General features: G+C 74.8%; 13 protein-coding genes. 6 read left to right on the top strand and 7 right to left on the bottom strand.

Annotated features, from left to right (window positions below):
• Window positions 1-25: 25 nt before the first annotated feature.
• Window positions 26-1,936 carry a glycoside hydrolase family 5 protein gene (locus tag ACGF13_RS27760; protein ID WP_392880009.1) on the bottom strand — a complete coding sequence of 637 codons (1,911 nt, stop codon included), beginning with the start codon at window positions 1,934-1,936 and terminating at the stop codon, window positions 26-28.
• A gap of 662 nt (window positions 1,937-2,598) precedes the next feature.
• Here ACGF13_RS27760 and ACGF13_RS27755 point away from each other — a divergent pair.
• Entirely contained in the window at window positions 2,599-4,530 is a 1,932-nt protein-coding gene (locus tag ACGF13_RS27755) for a hypothetical protein (RefSeq protein WP_392880007.1), read from the top strand.
• 99 nt (window positions 4,531-4,629) lie between these two features.
• On the opposite strand, the gene ACGF13_RS27750 is transcribed toward ACGF13_RS27755, so the two are convergent.
• The gene (locus ACGF13_RS27750) at window positions 4,630-5,097 is read right to left on the bottom strand and encodes a MarR family winged helix-turn-helix transcriptional regulator (protein WP_392880005.1); all 468 of its coding nucleotides are present in this window, start codon (window positions 5,095-5,097) and stop codon (window positions 4,630-4,632) included.
• Between the two features lie 56 nt (window positions 5,098-5,153).
• Here ACGF13_RS27750 and ACGF13_RS27745 point away from each other — a divergent pair, with 56 nt between their 5' ends.
• From ACGF13_RS27745 to ACGF13_RS27735, 3 genes are all read left to right on the top strand, one after another.
• Window positions 5,154-6,230: an ABC transporter substrate-binding protein gene (locus ACGF13_RS27745; RefSeq protein WP_392880004.1), complete on the top strand. Its 1,077-nt coding sequence runs from the start codon at window positions 5,154-5,156 to the stop codon at window positions 6,228-6,230.
• Between the two features lie 116 nt (window positions 6,231-6,346).
• The gene (locus ACGF13_RS27740) at window positions 6,347-7,825 is read left to right on the top strand and encodes an APC family permease (protein WP_392880001.1); all 1,479 of its coding nucleotides are present in this window, start codon (window positions 6,347-6,349) and stop codon (window positions 7,823-7,825) included.
• Window positions 7,822-8,841 carry an acetamidase/formamidase family protein gene (locus ACGF13_RS27735; protein ID WP_392879999.1) on the top strand — a complete coding sequence of 340 codons (1,020 nt, stop codon included), beginning with the start codon at window positions 7,822-7,824 and terminating at the stop codon, window positions 8,839-8,841. Before ACGF13_RS27740 ends, ACGF13_RS27735 begins: the two co-directional genes overlap by 4 nt.
• 254 nt (window positions 8,842-9,095) lie before the next feature.
• Here ACGF13_RS27735 and ACGF13_RS27730 read toward each other — a convergent pair whose 3' ends face one another.
• From ACGF13_RS27730 to ACGF13_RS27715, 4 genes are all read right to left on the bottom strand, one after another.
• On the bottom strand, window positions 9,096-10,022 hold the full coding sequence (locus tag ACGF13_RS27730; RefSeq protein ID WP_392879996.1) for a M56 family metallopeptidase: 927 nt from the start codon (window positions 10,020-10,022) through the stop codon (window positions 9,096-9,098).
• Window positions 10,019-10,390 (bottom strand): BlaI/MecI/CopY family transcriptional regulator, encoded by a 372-nt coding sequence (locus ACGF13_RS27725; protein ID WP_392879993.1) that lies wholly within the window; start codon window positions 10,388-10,390, stop codon window positions 10,019-10,021. Before ACGF13_RS27725 ends, ACGF13_RS27730 begins: the two co-directional genes overlap by 4 nt.
• 259 nt (window positions 10,391-10,649) lie before the next feature.
• Entirely contained in the window at window positions 10,650-13,391 is a 2,742-nt protein-coding gene (locus ACGF13_RS27720) for an FtsX-like permease family protein (protein ID WP_392879991.1), read from the bottom strand.
• On the bottom strand, window positions 13,388-14,194 hold the full coding sequence (locus ACGF13_RS27715; protein ID WP_392879989.1) for an ABC transporter ATP-binding protein: 807 nt from the start codon (window positions 14,192-14,194) through the stop codon (window positions 13,388-13,390). The genes ACGF13_RS27720 and ACGF13_RS27715 overlap by 4 nt, the downstream gene beginning before the upstream one ends.
• A 387-nt stretch (window positions 14,195-14,581) precedes the next feature.
• Here ACGF13_RS27715 and ACGF13_RS27710 point away from each other — a divergent pair, with 387 nt between their 5' ends.
• Together ACGF13_RS27710 and ACGF13_RS27705 are read left to right on the top strand one after the other, a co-directional pair.
• Window positions 14,582-15,316 carry an MgtC/SapB family protein gene (locus ACGF13_RS27710; protein ID WP_392879987.1) on the top strand — a complete coding sequence of 245 codons (735 nt, stop codon included), beginning with the start codon at window positions 14,582-14,584 and terminating at the stop codon, window positions 15,314-15,316.
• A gap of 91 nt (window positions 15,317-15,407) precedes the next feature.
• Window positions 15,408-16,085: a YoaK family protein gene (locus tag ACGF13_RS27705; RefSeq protein ID WP_392879985.1), complete on the top strand. Its 678-nt coding sequence runs from the start codon at window positions 15,408-15,410 to the stop codon at window positions 16,083-16,085.
• A gap of 78 nt (window positions 16,086-16,163) precedes the next feature.
• Here the strand turns inward: ACGF13_RS27705 and ACGF13_RS27700 are convergent, their stop codons facing one another.
• The gene (locus ACGF13_RS27700; RefSeq protein WP_392879983.1) at window positions 16,164-16,820 is read right to left on the bottom strand and encodes a DUF3592 domain-containing protein; all 657 of its coding nucleotides are present in this window, start codon (window positions 16,818-16,820) and stop codon (window positions 16,164-16,166) included.
• Window positions 16,821-16,908 lie beyond the last annotated feature (88 nt).

Raw genomic sequence — 16,908 nt, 5'->3', positions numbered from 1 at the left:
ACCGCGTTCCGGGCGCCGTGCGGCGTCAGCGCAGCGGACGGCAGAGCAGCACGTCCGGGGCGCCGTAGTGGAGCCACTTCCAGGTGTCGGCGACACCCGCGACGTACTCGTCGTCGGCGCACTGGCCCTTGTAGAAGCCCGGCGCCCAGTCGCTGGCGGTGGAGCCGCCGGTCGCCGGCCGGTTGTCGCCGTGGTCGAACCACACGGTCCGGCCGGTGGTGGGCAGCGGGGTGGCGGACGGGGCGCAGAGCAGGGCGGCCATGGCGTTCCGATTGACGCTGTAGCCGACGGCGAACGTGTTGTCGGGGCACTGGAGCTTGTCGTAGCCGGAGGCCCAGTCGCCCCCGGTGACGTAGCGCTGGTCGGTGACGGTCACCCAGTTCCCGCCGCCGGTGACGGGCTGTCCGGCGTCGGTGCACAGGCCGCGGCTGTCGCCGCGGCCGAGGCCGATCAGCCGCTGGCCGTCGGGGCAGTTGCCCTTGCGGTTGCCGCTGCTCCAGTCCGGCAGGGCCAGCATGCGGGTGGAGACGTTCTGGTCCGCGTGGTCGAGGTCGAGCATGTTCCAGTGGTCCACCGGTGCGACCCGACCGGTGTACGAGGGCGCGTCGACCAGCTTGTGCCAGTCGGCGGCGCGCCAGTCGCCGGCGTCGTCGAGGCCGAGCAGTCGGCCGTCGGCGTCGTAGGAGAGCAGGGCCCAGTTGTCGTTCGGGACGCCGCCGGCCTGCCAGCCGACCACCGGCCAGATGGCGAAGTCGGTGTCGTTGCGGACGAGGATGTCGGTGAAGCGGTCGAACCAGGCCTGCTCCTTGGCGTTCGTGGAACCGCGTCCGGCGGCGCCGAACTCGCTGATCCACACCGGGGCGGTGAAGTGCTGGCCGGAGCGGGTGACGAACAGCGCCTGGTCGTTCACCACCTGGGCGAGTTGCTCGGGGGTGAAGTCCTGGTAGCGGGGGTCGCCGGTGGATCCGGGGCCGCTGCCCGCGCCGGTGTTGGCCGGGCCGGTGTAGGCGTAGAAGTGCGCGGCGTAGACCAGCTTGTCGGAGCGGACGAGCGTGTTCGACAGGGTGGCGACCGGGGTGAGCATCGGGCGGCCGTGGCTGAACCCGGCGGCGGGGACGCCGTACCAGTTGATGCCCTCCATGACGACCAGCATGTCCGGGTCGGCCTGGAGGATGCGGTTGCCGGCCTCCTCGAAGGCGGCGTACTCGTCGTGGGAGTCGCCCATCCCCCAGTTGGGGTCGTCCCAGACGTCCCGGCGGACCTCGTTGCGCAGGTCGGCGCCGACCACCCGCTTGTCGGCCTTGTAGCGGTTCACCATGAACAGCCAGTCGTCCTCCCACTGCGCGGTCGACTGGCCGCTGTTCCACCGTTCGTTGCCGTCGAGGCCGCAGCAGAAGCGGTAGCTGGTGGTGTGGTTGTTGAGGATCACCGCGAAGCCGTCGGCGGTAAGCGCGGCCACCACGGCGTCGAACACCTGGAGCGGGGTCTTGCCCCTGAGCTGCGGGTTGGCGGCGACGGCGGCGTCCGGGACGGGGGTGGTGTCGTGGATCATCGCGTTGGCGAACGGCAGTCGGACGCTGTTCAGGCCCAGGCCGTGGAAGTCGGCGATGATCCGGCTGATCGGCGCCCGGTCCAGGCCCAGCGGGATGTTGTACGAGACCTGGCGGGCCTGGTTGTTCGCCGGGTCGGTCGTCGAGCCGCTGCCCTCCCAAGTGCCCTGGGCACCCGCCCAGTTGCCGGCCTTCAGCTTGAACCGGTCGCCGTTCGCGTCGACGATGTAGCGGCCGCGGGTGCTCAGCGGGCCGGTCCAGGAGGCGGCGAGCCCGGCGCCGCTCTGGGCCGGTGCGGCGGTCACGGGAGCCGGCGGGCCGACGGGGGCCGGGGCTGCGGCGGCGGCCGGCCCGGCCAGGAGGGCCGCCGTCGCGACGGTGGCCACGAGGAATCGACGGTGTATCCGCGGTGGGCGGGATGGACTGCTGGGGTTCACGGGGTCTCCATGGTGCGGAGCGGGGGCAGGGGGGTTGACGGTACGTCGGATCGACGTCCGGGAACAGGGACCGAGCGGCCGGACGCGGATGGCGGTCCCGGGAGCGCGGGGGAATGCCGGAGGGGGCGCGGGTTTCGGATCGATGGATTCCGGAATTCGCGCCGAATGGCACCGGCGGACCCGGCGCGCCCAGCCAAGCATTCCCCGGCCGGTCCGGTCAATCCGGGGGCGTGCCCGGTTCCCTGGGTGCGGCAGGTGGGAAGAACGGGTGGTCGGGCGCGCTCCGGCGGGTCGTCCGCCACCTGGGTCATGCTGCCGGTTGTCCGCGCGGCCGACCGGATGTGACGGTGGGTCGGATGCTCCGGGGGTGCGGTTCATCGAATCCTCTCGGGCTCGGATCGCCGAGCGCCGCATTAACCGTGGGGAAAAGCCCAGTTCCGTGCTCGTGAAGTCCCGGTGATCGAGATCCGAGAACGCACGAACCATTCAGAAAGGCCGTCGGCGAATGCTAAGTTACCCGTCGGTCAGGAGTCGGTGCGACGGCTCCGGGCCATGCGCTCAGCCACAAGTCACCATCGTTCCAACATCGTTGACCCGAAGGGACCCTCCACGTGACCGTGCGCAAGCTGACGTCGTCAGCCGCCGCGACAACGACCGTGCTCCTCCTGTGCGGCGCCATCCTGAACGGAGCGGCGCTACCGGCCGCTGCGACCACGACCACGACGACCACGACGACCACCACCACGGCGACGCTGGCGCCCCCGGCGCCCGGCACCGCCGAGGCCGCGGTCGTCGTCGCGGCGCCGGCGCAGGGCAGCGCGCCGGCGACCGCCACCGCCGCCTCCGGCCTCGCGCTCTCCTCCTACGACGCGGCCACCGGCGCCGCCGTGCTCGCGCCGGCCGTCGCCGGTCAGCAGTCGCCGTCCGCCCGGGCAGCGGCCCCTGCGGCCGTCGCCGCGCTCCAGCCCGGGCAGCTGATCGACAGCCCGCCCACCCCGGCCGCCCCGCACGGCGCGTTGGTCGCCGTCACCGGCGTACAGCCGACCGCCGACGGGAAGGTCGCCGTCACCACCCGCCCGGCCACCCTCCCCGAGCTGCTCGGTGCGACCAGCACCAGCCTGCGCAGCGCCGTCAGCCCGAGCGCCTTCCAGGTCCAGCCCCAGATCGGCGGCATCGAGGTCACCACCGACCTCGGCGCGACCTCGGGCCAGGGCTCCGTCTCCGGGAGCCTGGGCCTCAGCGCCAACGCCACCGTCCCGCTCCCGAACGGCTCCTCGGCGACGCTCTCCGGCTCGGTCTCGATCACCCCGTCGGTGGACTTCTCCTACCAGGGCGGCCTCGGCCTGATCGACCCCCAGCAGGCCCGGATCGGCTTCTCCCTGGGCGCCCACGCCGACTGGCGCGTCAGCGCGGACCTCACCGCGAGCACCGGGGCCGTCCGGATACCGCTGGCCAAGTACAGCGCCAGCCCCGTGGTGATGGTGGGCCCCCTGCCCGTCGTCATCAACCTGAACTTCACCCTGTCCGCCGACATCGGCGCCGACGGCACCGTCACCCTCGACGCCGAGCAGTCGTACGACGGCCAGTGGGGCGTCCACTCCGACTACGTCAAGGGCCCGGGCTGGACCACCACGACCGAGCCCGGCACCTCCACCGTCGCCCCGCTGCGCCTCAACCTCAAGGGCTCCGCCTCGGCGAAGGCCGGCCTGCTCGCCGAAGGCTCGATCGCCCTGTACGACACGGTCGGCGTGAAGGCGTCGATCGAGCCGTACCTGCGCGCCGCCGTCAACGGCTCGATCGTGCTCAATGGTGCGGGCAGCACGCCGGACATCAACGGCACGGCCGCGCTCTACGGCGGAATCGACATCAACGGGGCACTGATGGCGCAGCTCGCCATCCTCGGCACCCCGATCCTCTCGGGCGACCTGCCCTTCCTCGCGTTCCACCGCGAGTGGCTGCTCGCCTCGGTGAGCACCGGCCCGAACCCGCCGCGCCTGGTGGACTGGACCTCGCTCAGCTCCGGCCTGTCCGACGACGCCCACTCCGCCTACCTGAAGACCCGGCCGGACTGGGACCCGTCGGGCCACAAGGCGTCCTGCCCGGACGGCAGCCGGCTGATCGGGCTCAGCCACGGCGGTGACGACGGCCTGTGCACGGACGTCACCAAGGCGGACCTCTGGGACGCCGGCCGTGGGTACGTCGTCGACCACGGCGGCACCTACGTGACCACCGACTGGGCGCCGGGCTACGCCAAGGCCCAGTGCCCCGCCGGCTCCTTCGTCTCCGGATACGGCCGCAACGGCCGGACGATGAGCGTGCTGTGCGCCAAGTCGGCCTCCCCGCTGGGGACGTCGGTCCGCACGCTCTGGTTCGACAAGGGTGACAACCGGCCCGTGATCGCCTCGGGCGGCGACTTCGCGTACGGCTTCGCCAAGGGCCAGTGCGCGAACGACGAGTTCGTCGCCGGTGTGGCCTACAGCCAGCCCTGGTGGCAGCTGTGGGCGGCGCGGCCGTACGCGCTGCTCTGCCAGAAGCTCGCCTGACCGACGGGCGGGTCGGCCGGGCGTCACCCCTCCCGGAGGGGTGACGCCCGGCTGTGCAACAGGGCCGTGCGGCAGGGGCCGTGCAGGAGAGGCCGACGGTCAGAGCGCGGCGAGCCGTTGCAGCAGGTGCGCGGGGTCGGTGAGGCCGCAGGCGCGGCGGACGGCGGCGTCGTGGGCGGCGGCGAGGGCGTCGAGGCGGGTCAGCCGGGTTCGGCCCTGGCGGGAGAGGTGGGCGGTGATCCGGCGGCGGTCCTGCTCGTCCTGGCGCCGGTAGACCCAGCCCGAGTCGGCCAGCGAGTCCACCAGTCGGCTCAGGCTCGCCTGTGGGATCAGCAGCGCCTGGGCCAGCTCGCCCATCGCGTGCCCCCGGCCGTCCGCGAGGACGCGCAGCAGCCGCCACTGGTCGACGGTGCAGTCCTCCTCGGCCAGGGCGGCGGCGAGGCCGCCGGAGAGCCTGCGGTGGGCCAGCGTGACCAGCTCGACCAGCAGCGGCTCCGCGGCGGCCGAGGCTCCGGTGGTGTCGGGGGAGCGGCCCTCGATCTGCGGTGCGGCACCAACTGCGGTCATCGGACCCTCCCGTTTCCGGCCTTTCCCGATATCGGCAGTACGACGATACTCGCACTGTGAGTGCCGAGGTGAGGTTGATCGATCCGCTCGACGCGCTGCACTCCGTGCGGGAGGAGCCGGTGTTTCGGGTGGGCCTCGTCGTGCCCCAGTCCGGCCCGCTCGGGCTCACCGGCCCGTCCGCGCTGGACGGCGCGCTGCTCGCCGCGCACGAGGTCAACGCGGGCGGCGGGGTCCTCGGCCGCGCCCTGGAGCTGGTGCTGGTGGACGGCGGCGGTGCGCCGGGCCCAGTCGCCGGCGAGGTGCGGCGGCTGCTGGACGCCGGGGCGCTGGACGCGCTCGCCGGGTGCCACACCAGCGACGTGCACCGGGCGGTCGAGACCGTCGCCGCGGGCCGCGTCGCGTACGTCTTCACCCCGCCGCACGAGGGCGGCTCCCGACTGCCCGGGGTGCTCTGCACCGGCATCGACCCTTCCCGTCAACTCGGCGTCGCCATAGCGGAACTGACGGGCCGTCATCACCTCTCCCGCTGGGCGCTGATCGGCAACGACTACATCTGGCCGCGCTCCGTCCACCGGGCCGCCGAAGGGCTGGCGGCGCGGGCCGGCGCCCGGGTGGTGCTGGAGCGGCGGATCCCCTTCGGGGCGGTCGAGGAGGCGCTCGAACCGCTGCTGGACGCGCTGCGCGCCGCGCGCGCGGACGCCCTGCTGCTCAGCCTGATCGGGCGGGACCAGGTGCACTTCAACCGGGCGCTGCGGCGCAGCGGGCTGGACCGCGGGCTGGTGCGGCTCTCCGGCGCCCTGGAGGAGAACGGCCTGCTCGCGCTCGGCGGCGACGACACCGGGACGCTGTACGCCGCGATGCCCTCCTTCGCGACGCTGCCCGAGGAGCGCCGGCAGAGCCTCGCCGAGCGGCACCGGGCGCTGTGCGGCCCGTGGGCGCCCGTCCTGGACGCCTACGCGGTGGGGCTGTACGAGGGCCTGCACCTGCTCGCCGACCTGGCGGCCCGTCGGGCCCTGGCCCCGGACGGTCTGCGGGCGGCCGCGGGCCGGCTGCTGCACCGCGAGGGCGCGGGCCGGGCGCCGGTCCACCTCGCCCGGGCCGAGGGCCTCGGCTTCGCCGTCCTGTCGCGGTAACCCGGGCCGCTCCTTCTCGCCAGTCGGGATGGCGCGACAAAACCCTTCCATCTGGAAATACTTGCCCCTACAGTCTCTCCACACACCCCGCAGGGTCGTCACGGAGAGAGAGCACCATGGCTGACACACCCGCACCCCAGGGCATCGAGAGCTACGGCTACCAGCAGGAACTGCGCCGTTCGCTCGGCTTCACCGACCTGCTCGTCTACGGGCTGGTGTTCATGGTGCCGATCGCGCCCTTCGGCATCTTCGGCGGCGTCTTCCAGGGCTCCGGCGGCATGGTCGCCCTGGCCTACGTCCTCGGCATGGTCGCGATGATGTTCACCGCCCTGTCGTACGCCCAGATGTCCCGGGCCTTCCCGATGGCCGGCTCGGTCTACACCTACGCCGGCCGCGGCATCGCCGCCCCGGTCGGCTTCCTGTCCGGCTGGATGATCCTGCTCGACTACGTGCTGGTGCCCGGACTGCTGTACCTGATCGCCGGCGTCGCGATGAACTCGCTGGTGCCGTCCATCCCGGTCTGGCTCTGGCTGATCGGCTTCGTGCTGCTCAACACCGTGGTCAACTACCTCGGCATCGAGACCACCAACCGGGTCAACAAGGCGATGCTGATCGGCGAACTCGTCGTGCTGGCCCTGTTCGTGGTGGTCGGCGTGATCGCCCTGGCCGACGGCAAGGGCCGGGGCTTCGACTTCACCCCGCTGTACGACTCGCACACCTTCTCGTGGAGCCTGGCGTTCGGGGCGGTCTCGATCGCGGTGCTCAGCTTCCTGGGCTTCGACGGGATCTCCACCCTCGCGGAGGAGAACCGGGACTCCGCCAAGGCCATCGGCCGGTCCATGGTGGCCGCGCTGCTGCTCGCGGGCACACTGTTCATCGTGCAGACCTGGGTCGCCGCGCTGCTGGTCGCCGACCCCGACGCGCTGATCCGGGACGGCGACCCGAACGGCACCGCCTTCTACGACGCGGCCCGCACCGCCGCCGGCGGCTGGCTCGCCACGCTGACCGCCGCCTCCACCGCCGTGGCCTGGGGCTTCGCCAACTCGCTGGTCGCCCAGGCGGCCACCTCCCGGCTGCTGTACGCGATGGCCCGCGACCGTCAGCTGCCCGCCTTCCTGTCCCGGATCCACCCCACCCGCCGGGTGCCCGTCAACGCGACCCTGCTGACCGCCGGGATCTCGCTGGTGCTCGGCCTCTACACGGCCTCGCGCGAGGACGGCATCACCCTGCTGAGCACCCTGGTCAACTTCGGTGCGCTGACCACCTTCCTGGTCCTGCACGTCGCCGTGGTCGTCCACTACCTGGTCCGCAAGCGCAGCAGGGACTACTGGCGGCACCTGATCGCCCCGGCGCTCGGCTTCGCGATCCTCGCGTACGTGGTGGTCAACGCCAACATCGCGGCCCAGCGGCTCGGCTTCGTCTGGCTGCTCGTCGGCGGGATCGTGCTCGCCGGGCTGATGGCGACCGGGCGCAAGCCCCGACTGGCCGTCGCCGAGGCCGAGTCGGGCCCCGAAGCCTCCGCCGCGAACGCCACGAACGCTACGAACCCCGCGAACGCCGCGAACGCCGCCACCACCCCCGAGGAGAAGCAGTGAGCCTGCCCGAGATCGTCAAGCTGAGCCCGACCCCGGAGGACTACGCCTACACCTTCGGCGGCCGCGCCCCGCTGGTCACCGTCCAGCCCGGCACCGTCATCGAGCTGACCACCGAGGACTGCTTCGGCGGCAAGGTGCGCGGCACCGGCGACCTGCCCAGCCAGGTGTGCGTCTTCCCCTACCTCAACCCGGTCACCGGTCCGATCGCGGTGGCGGGCGCCGAGCCGGGGGACGTCCTCGCGGTGCACTTCGTGGAGATCACCCCGGCCCGGGAGTACGGGATCTCCAGCACCTTCCCGCACTTCGGCGCGCTGACCGCGACCCATACCACCGCGATGCTGCACCCGGCGCTGGAGGAGCGGGTCTGGGTCTACGACCTGGACGTCAAGGCGGGCGTCTGCCGGTTCCGGGCCCGCAACAGCGAGTTCACGGCGGAGCTGCCGCTGGACCCGATGCACGGCACGGTCGGCGTCGCCCCGGCGGCCGGTGAGGTGCTGGCCTCGATCACCCCGGGCGCGCACGGCGGCAACCTGGACACCCCCGAGATGCGGGCCGGCACCACCGCCTACTTCGGGGTCAACGTCGAGGGCGGCCTGGTCGCCATCGGTGACGGCCACGCCCGCCAGGGCGAGGGCGAGGTGTGCGGCACGGCGGTGGAGGCGGCGATGCGCACCACCGTGATCGTCGACCTGGTCAAGGGCGGCGGCCCGGCCTGGCCCCGGCTGGAGAACGACGACTTCCTGATCAGCACCGGCTCCGCCCGTCCGCTGGAGGACGCGTTCCGGATCAGCCAGCACGACCTGGTCGGCTGGACCGGCGAACTGCTCGGCCTGGACCAGCTCGACGCCTACCAGCTGGTCAGCCAGGCCGGGCTGGCACCGGCGGCGAACGTCTGCGACACCAACTACACGATGGTCGCCAAGCTGCCGAAGAGCCTGCTGGGCCGGGCCCGCGCCTACGACGGGCTGCACGACCGGCTGCGCGAGACCGCCGGGGCGTACCTGCGGCACCGGTGACACGCGGCACCGGTGACACGCGGCGCCGGTGACAGCGCGGCCCGGTGACAGCGCGGCCCGGTGACAGTGCGACGCCGGGGACAACGCGGCCCCGGGCCCGCGCGTTCAGGCGCGCGGGTCAAGGTCCCGGCAAATCTCACGGACCCCCACCCCACCCCCACGGCGGGCCCGTCGGCACCCCCACGCCGACGGGCCCGCGGGCGTCTCGGCGGGCCTCCCGGCAGCTGTCCGGGCGCGGTGTCCCGCCGGGCGCCTCACGGGTGCGGCGCGCAGACCAGCAGGTACGGGAGCAGCGGCAGCACCGACACCCCGAAGCGCCAGGCCGGCCGGATCCGCCCGCTCCCCGGACGCGCCAGCCGCCGCACCCGGGCGAGCACCCCGGTGGACGTCGCACCCAGCGCGGCGCCGCCCGCCGGGGCTCCCCGGCCGGGAGCGCCGCCGGTCGCCAACGCGCAGAGCGCGGAGGCCAGTTCGCCCCGCGACACCTGCTCCAGCGCCGCGTCGTCCGCCGCCATCTCCAGCAGTAGCCCCACCTCGGAGCGCCCCAGCCGGGCCAGCGGCAGCGGCCCGAGCAGCAGCGCGAAGGTGTCGGCCGGCAGCCGGAACAGGTGGTGGCAGCCGCGGATGTGGCCGTGCTCGTGCGCGACGGCCGCGGCGAGCTGCCGCTCGTCCAGCAGCCGCAGCGCCCCACGCGACAGCACCACCCGGGAACGGCGCCCGGGCAGGCAGTAGACGGTCGGATGCGCGTGCTCCAGCACCAGCGCGTCCCAGCGCCGATCCCGTACGGCGACCACGTCCAGCACCGCCCGGTGCCGCCGCCTGGCCCGCCCGGCGCGCAGGCCGACGGCCGTCACCAGGGCGCCGAGCAGCGCCCCGCCGGCGGTGAGCAGCCACCAGTCGTGGGTGTGCGGCGGCACCGGCCCGGCCGGCGCGGCGCCCAGGAGGAGACCGGAGCGGCCGAGCAGACCGGACAGGTCGAGCAGCCCGGCCGGGCGGTGGGCGAAGGGTTCGACCGCGTGGTGGGCGGTGAGCAGCAGGCCCACCATGAACGAGGCCATCAGCGCGAGCCAGAGCGCCGCGCCCGCCAGCGGACGGGCCTGGAGCCGGGCGGAGCCGGCCAGTCGGCGGGGCAGCAGGACGCCGGTCACCACCAGGAGGAGGCAGAGCAGCGCGAGGGTCACTCGGCGCCCCGGGACTTCACCTGCTCCAGGGCCCTGAGCAGGGCCGATGCCTCGTCCCCGCTGATCCGGTCGACGAAGTGGAACAGCGCGCCCGCCCGGTCGGCGGTGGTCTCCAGCGCCTGGTGCATCAGCTGGGCGGTGTACTCCTCGCGGGTGCAGGTCGGCTCGTACACCCAGGCGCGGCCGACCTTGTCGCGGCGCAGCCAGCCCTTGGTGTGCAGGATGTCCGCGACCGTGGTGACGGTGGTGTACGCGACCGCCCGCTCCCGCTGGAGGTCGTCCACCACCTCGCGCACCGTGGCGGGCCGGCCCCAGGACCAGAAGCGGTTCATGATCTCGGCCTCCAGATCGCCGAACCCCCGTAGCACCGCCCTCTTCTCCCTCGCCGAGCCGACCGTCGGCGCCCTTCGCCCGCCGGAACGCGGCCCATGGTACGGCGAGCGCCGGGCGCCCGCCCCCGGGTGAAGGGGGGCGGACGCCCGGCTGGTGCCCGGGTGGTGGTCGGCCGGTGTCCAAGCCGTGTCCGAGGCCGGCCACCGGCGCCCGGGGCAGGTGCCGCCACTGCTCGGAGCACGTGCCGCCGGTGTCCAGCGCACGCGCAGCCGTTGGCCGGGGCGCGCGCCGCGCTCAGGACAGCCGCCGCCCGAGCGGGACGCGGGAGCGGGTGAGCAGCGCCGCGAGCAGCCCCGCGACCAGCGGCAGCGCCAGCACGATCAGCAGCAGCTCGCCCCAGGGCGCGGTGATCAGCGCCGGCTTGGCCCCGAACCCACTGGCCCGGGACTTCAGCAGCCCCACCGCCGGCACGAACCCGTTGACCGCCCCGAGCAGCGCGCCCAGCAGGGCGATCAGCGTGCACTGGAGGCCCGCCATGGTCCGCCGGATCCGCGGCGGCGCGCCCACGGCGGCCAGGGTGGCCTGGTCCTGCCGGGAGTCGGCGGCCGCCAGGCCGGTGGCGATCCCGGCCGCGCCGAGCACGACCAGCCCGGCGAAGCCGGTGAGCGCCAGGGTGAGCGCGTCGCCCTTCGGCTGGTAGCCGCGCTCCACGGTCAGCTGGGCGAGGCGGTCCAGCCGGATGGCGGCGGCCTCGGCGCGCTGCTGCGCCTTGCGGTCGGGCGGGGTGGCGGGCAGCCAGACCGAGCCGGTCGGCCGGGCGGCGAGCCCGAGCCCGGGCAGTGCGGAGGGAAGCACCAGGCCCTGGGCGAAGTCGGCGGCGGCCGGGTCGTCCACCAGCACCGCGTCGACCGGGACCTCCTGGAGCTCCGGCTTGGGCACCTGGCCCGGCTCCAGCGGCGCGCCGCCCCCGCCGCGCAGCAGCAGCACGGCCTTGCCGTCGGCGCCCACCAGGGCCCGGTCGAAGACCAGCAGCTTCCCGGCGGCCAGCGCCTGCTCCGCGGCCTGGTCGTGGACCGCGAACAGGTTGTGCAGCACGGTCACGTCACCGGCGGCCACCCGCGGCGGCGCGCCGAGGCCGCGCCGCTCGACCGGGCCCTTGAGCTGGACGGTGCTGGAGCAGTTCTCGCACCAGCGGTACTCCACCTGGCCGAGGTCGCCGCGCGGACCGAGCCCGCTCAGCTGCCCCTCCAGCTCGGTGCGCTCGTCGGCGAGCCGGGGCCCGTCGATGTGGCTGATCAACTGGACGGCGCCGTACGGGGCCTGTGGCCGGTAGTCGCGCCGGTTCTCGGCGTCGGTGCTGGTGGTGTAGACGCCGATGGCGACGGCGCCGGCCACCGCGGCCATCACCGCGGCCACCGCCGGGGCGGTGCGCGAGCGGTGCCGGGCGGAGTCGCGCAGGGCGAGCCGGGGCCCGAGCGGCAGCCGGCCGGCGGCCCGGCCGATCAGGGCGACCAGCATCGGGGTGCACAGCAGCAGGCCGAGTTCGGCGACCACCGAGCCGCCGAGCACGGTCAGCGTGCGGGTGTCGTAGCCGCCCACGCCCGGCTGGTCGCGCTGTACCGCGCCCGCCCCGTACATCGCGAGCACGGCGCCGAGGGCGAGCAGCGCCACACCGGCGACGGTGACCCAGCGGCTGGGCCCGCGGACGGTGTCCCGGCCGGTGAGCCCGGCGGTGACGCTGCGCCGGGCGGCCTGCAGCGCGGGCAGCGCGGCCGCGAGCAGCGCGGTGACCAGGCCGATCCCGGCGATCGCGAGCAGGTCCAGTGGCGGTACGGCGAAGTGGCCGAAGCGCGCCCCGCCGAACTGCTCGATCCACGGCCGCAGCACCGCGACCGCCGCGGTGCCGAGCACCACGCCGACCACCGCTCCGGTCGCGCCGAGGACCACACCGCCGCCGAGCACCACCGCGCCGACGTGGGCACGGCTGCCGCCGGCCGCGCCGAGCAGGGCGAGCTGGCGGCGCGAGCGGCGGGCGCCGACCGCGAAGGCGGGCCCGGCGAGCAGCGCGACCTCCAGCAGCGCCATGCCGCTGACGGTGGCGACGACCATTTTGGTGTTGTTGGCGGCCGTCGGGTCGCTGTAGCGGTACGCGTCGCGGTAGTAGGGGACGGCCAGCTCGGGCGGCGGGGTGAGCGCCACCGAACGAGCGGTCAGGGTGTAGCCGTGGGCGTTGAACCGCTGGACCGCGGCCCAGTCGAGGGCGGCCCCGGACGGCAGCCGGACCAGCCAGGCGGACCGGACGGCCGTGGGCTTCGCCGCCGCCGGCCCGCCGGCCTCCAGGGCGGTGCTCAGCGGGTCGATCAACTCGCCCGGCCGGGCGACGAGTTCGACCCTGCCCAGCTCGCCCGGGCGCTCCACCATGCCGGTGATGGTGTAGGTGGTGTGCTCCAGGCCCTGGAGGGTCGTGGTGGCGCCGGGCGCGAGTCCGGAGCGGTCCAGGAAGGCCCGGGTGACGGCCACTTCGTGCGGGGCTTCCGGGGCGCGGCCCTCGACCAGGTCGAGCCGGCCGCGCCAGACCGGGTCGGCGAGGTCGGCCTCGGTGGTGAGGGTGCGGACCAGGCCCTCGGGCGAGGTCGCGCCGGCCTCAGGGCCGGGCCGGGCCGGGGTGAGCGAGCTGCCGGGCGGCAGCAGCGAGGCGACCAGGACGGCCGGATCGGTGCTCGCGCCCTTCTGCTGTTCGGCGGTGGGCTGGTCCCCGGGGCGGGGCTGGACGGAGAAGGCGCCGTCCTCGGCGATCGGGGCCTGTTCGACCGGCCGGCCCGGATCGAGCGAGGTGACCAGGGCGTCCGCGCCGCCCACCACGCGCTCGACCCGTTCGGCCGGGGTCAGTTGACCGCTGCGGTGGACCACGTCGGCGCCGGTGACGCCGAGGACGGGCAGCGCGATCATGGCGGCGATCAGCGCGCTGCGGCCCTTGGCGCGCAGTGCGTCACGGCGGGCGATGCGCAGGGCGACCCGCCAGGCTCCGAGCCTCACCGCGCCACCTCGCCGGTCGGGCCCGACGGGAACGCCGCGCCGGACCTGTGCAGCGCGTCGGACGGCTGTACGGCCGTGAGGCGGGCGGAGGCGCGGCGGCCCGGGGTCTCCGAGGCGATCGCGCCGTCCCGCAGGCGGACCACCCGGTCCGCCCAACTGGCGTGGGCCGCCTCGTGGGTGACCATCATCGCGGCGGCACCGGCGTCGCACCGGGCGCGCAGTACGGCGAGCACCGCCTCGCCGGTGGCCGAGTCGAGGGCGCCGGTCGGCTCGTCGGCGAGGACCAGGCGGCGGTCGCCGATCAGGGCGCGGGCGATCGCGACGCGCTGCTGCTGGCCGCCGGACATGTCGTCGGGGAAGCGGTCGGCGAGCTCGCCGATGCCCAGTTCCTCCAGCGCGGCCAGCGCCTCCCGGCGGGCCCGGCGCCCCGGGACGCCGTCGAGTTCGCGCGGCAGGGCGATGTTCTCGGCGGCGGTGAGGGCCGGGATCAGGTTGTAGTCCTGGAAGACGTACCCGATCGAGCGTCGCCGCAGGTCGGCGAGCTTTCCGCGGCCGAGGCCGCCGAGCGCGACCCCCTCCACCAGCACCTCGCCGCCGCTGGGCTGGTCCAGCCCGCCGGCCAGGGTCAGCAGGGTGGACTTCCCGGAGCCGGACGGGCCCATGACGGCGACGAACTCGCCGGGGTGGACGGCCAGGTCGACGCCGCGCAGGGCGTGCACCTCGGCGGCGCCCCGCCCGTGCACCCGGGTGACGTCGGTCAGGTGCAGGACGGGTGCGGGCCGGGTCGGATCGGTGTGGGACACACTTCCCCCTCGTGAGCTGCTCAACTGCATATGTCGGTGAACTATATATGCCGGAGGACGTGATGCAAGGCGAGATGGTTCCTGGGGCTGGGTGGTCGGATTCGGTCAAACTTCTACAAAGCTGTCGAGGATGTGGGCGGAAGCCTGGGCCGGATCGTTCGGGGGCGGTCTATGCTCGGGAAGGTTCACGGCCCCGGGGGCGGGCCTCCCGCCGTGCCGGAAGGCGCGGCACTCGACGTGCGGTCAGATCCGGAGCGCGGCAGGCCTCAGGGCCCGTGCGGCCGTCGCGCGCGCCTCCCCGTCGGCCGCGGCGGCGATGGCCATCATCGAGGTCGTCAGACCGACCGCCACCTGTTCGTACCCTCCTCCCGCGAAGGAGGTGCCGTCGTGCACACCCTGACCACCGTCGAGTTCCTGGTCCGACTCGCCACCGGCGTCGCCTGCGGCGCACTGATCGGCATCGAACGCCAGTGGCGGGCCAGGATGGCCGGCCTGCGCACCAACGCCCTGGTCGCCGCCGGCGCCACCCTGTTCGTGCTGTACAGCGAGGCCGTCGGCGACACCGGCAGCCCCACCAGGGTCGCCTCGTACGTCGTCTCCGGCATCGGCTTCCTCGGCGGTGGCGTCATCCTGCGCGACGGCGCCGGCGTGCGCGGCCTCAACACCGCTGCCACGCTGTGGTGTTCGGCCGCCGTCGGGGTGCTGGCCGCCTCCGGCAAGCTGGAGTTCGCCGTCCTCGGCACGCTCGCCGTGCTCGGCGTCCACCTGGTGCTGCGCCCGGCCGGCCGGCTCCTCGACCGGGCCCCGCAGTCCGGCAGCGACCCGGACTCCACCTGCCGCGCCACCGTCCACCTGGAGTGCGACCGCAAGTCCGAGACCCACATCAGGGCCCTGTTGCTCCAGGCCCTCGCCGCCTCCGGCCTCGCCCCGACCGGCCTGCGCGCCCGCCGCACCGACAGCGGCGACGCCACCAGCCTGCGGGCCACCGTCGCGATCACCGGCCGGGTGGCCCCGGCGCTCGAACAGGTCGTCACCCGGCTGTCGTTGGAGCCCGGCGTGCGCGATCTGCACTGGCACCTGGACGAGGAGCCGGAGGAGCCCGGCAACCCGGCGCTCGCCTGAGCGGAGGGCCGTCACCCGCTCTCGTCGTCCGCCCGTCGTCCGCCGTCGTCCGCCCGCCGTCCGAACCCCGTCCGATCCCGCTGGAGGCCCGATGCCGACCCCCGACCCCGAACACGGGCCGCTGGTGCCGATGCTGCTGGCGCTGACCGTGGTCACCGGAGTGGTGGACGCGGTCAGCTACCTCGAACTCGGCCACGTCTTCGTCGCCAACATGACCGGCAACGTGGTGTTCCTCGGCTTCGCCCTGGCCGGTGCGGCCAACCTCTCCGCCACCGCCTCGCTGGCCGCCCTCGTCGCCTTCCTGCTCGGTGCCCTGGCCGGCGGCCACCTCGCCCGCCGGCTGCCCGGCCACCGCGGGCACCTGCTGACCGCTGCCGTCGCCGCCCAGTCGGCGCTGGTCGCGGCGGCCACGGTGCTGGCGGCCGTGGCCGGCCACACCTCCGACCCGGCCCGCTACACCCTGATCGGGCTGCTCGGCTTCGCCATGGGCGGCCAGAACGCGGTGGTCCGCGCCCTGAAGGTGCCCGACCTCACCACCACCGTGCTCACCATGACCATCACGGCCCTCGCCGCCGACCGCACCGGCCTCCGCCGCCTCGCCTCCGCCGTCTGGATGTTCGCCGGGGCCCTCCTCGGCGCCCTCCTCGTCCTGCGCACCAGTGTCCCCGTCGCCCTCGCCCTGGCCCTGGCCCTCCTCCTCGCCGTCGCCGTCCTCACCCACCGCGCCGCCCGAGCCACCCCCGCCCCCGCCTGGACCCACCCCCGCTGAGCCGCCTCGCCGGTGCGCCGTCGTCCCCTCTGCTTCTGGGGCGTCACCGGCGACTGACGGGCCGGGCCCCGGGCCCGGTCAGTCCTCGCTGCGGTGGCCGGCGCGGCCGCTCCAGCGGGGTTCGAGGCGCGCCCAGCCGGCGGTCCAGGCGGCCTCGCCGCGGCGGTCGAGGGTGTGGAGGCGCAGGCGGAGGGCGAGGACGAGCAGGGCCAGCAGTGCGAGGAGGGCGCCGGCGCCGGTGCAGGCGGCGGAGACGGCGAGGGCCACCCGGTCGGCCGGGGGAGCGGAGGCGGCGCCGGCCGGGTCGACCCAGACGGCGACGTGGCTGCCGGGGACGGCGGAGCGCGGGGCCTGGACGGTGCCGAGGTGCTGGGTGCCGTCGGGGGCGGTCCACGTCGCGTCGACGTCCACCCGGCTGCTGTAGCCGCCGGAGAAGCGGCTGCCGGCGGCGGTGGCGCGGTCGGGCAGGCCGCGGACCACGGCGTCGACCTGCCGCAGCCGTCCGCGGTCCGCGCCGACCTGGTGCTCGGTGCCGCGGTAGAGGAGCAGGGAGCCGCCCGTGGCCAGGACGAGCGCGAGCACCGCGCCGAGGACGGCGCAGAGCCAGGCGCGGGCCCGGGAGCGGTCGAGGGGGCGGGCGAGCGGCTCGTGCCGGGTGCCGACGGCCCGCCGCAGCTGTCGGCCGACACGTCGGGGGAGCGACGCGGGCCGGGCCGGACGGGGGGTGCTGGACACGGTGAGGGCTCCTCAGGGGCGCGGGGACGCGAGGCGGTTACGCCCAAATGTCCACCCGGCGACCCCTCGTGCACAAGACTCGTGCGCG

Origin of the sequence: Kitasatospora sp. NPDC048286 (assembly GCF_043201735.1) — a bacterium.
Taxonomy (GTDB): domain Bacteria; phylum Actinomycetota; class Actinomycetes; order Streptomycetales; family Streptomycetaceae; genus Kitasatospora.
Note: the sequence above shows the minus strand (reverse complement) of the source record. Positions and strands in the feature narration are given on the sequence as shown.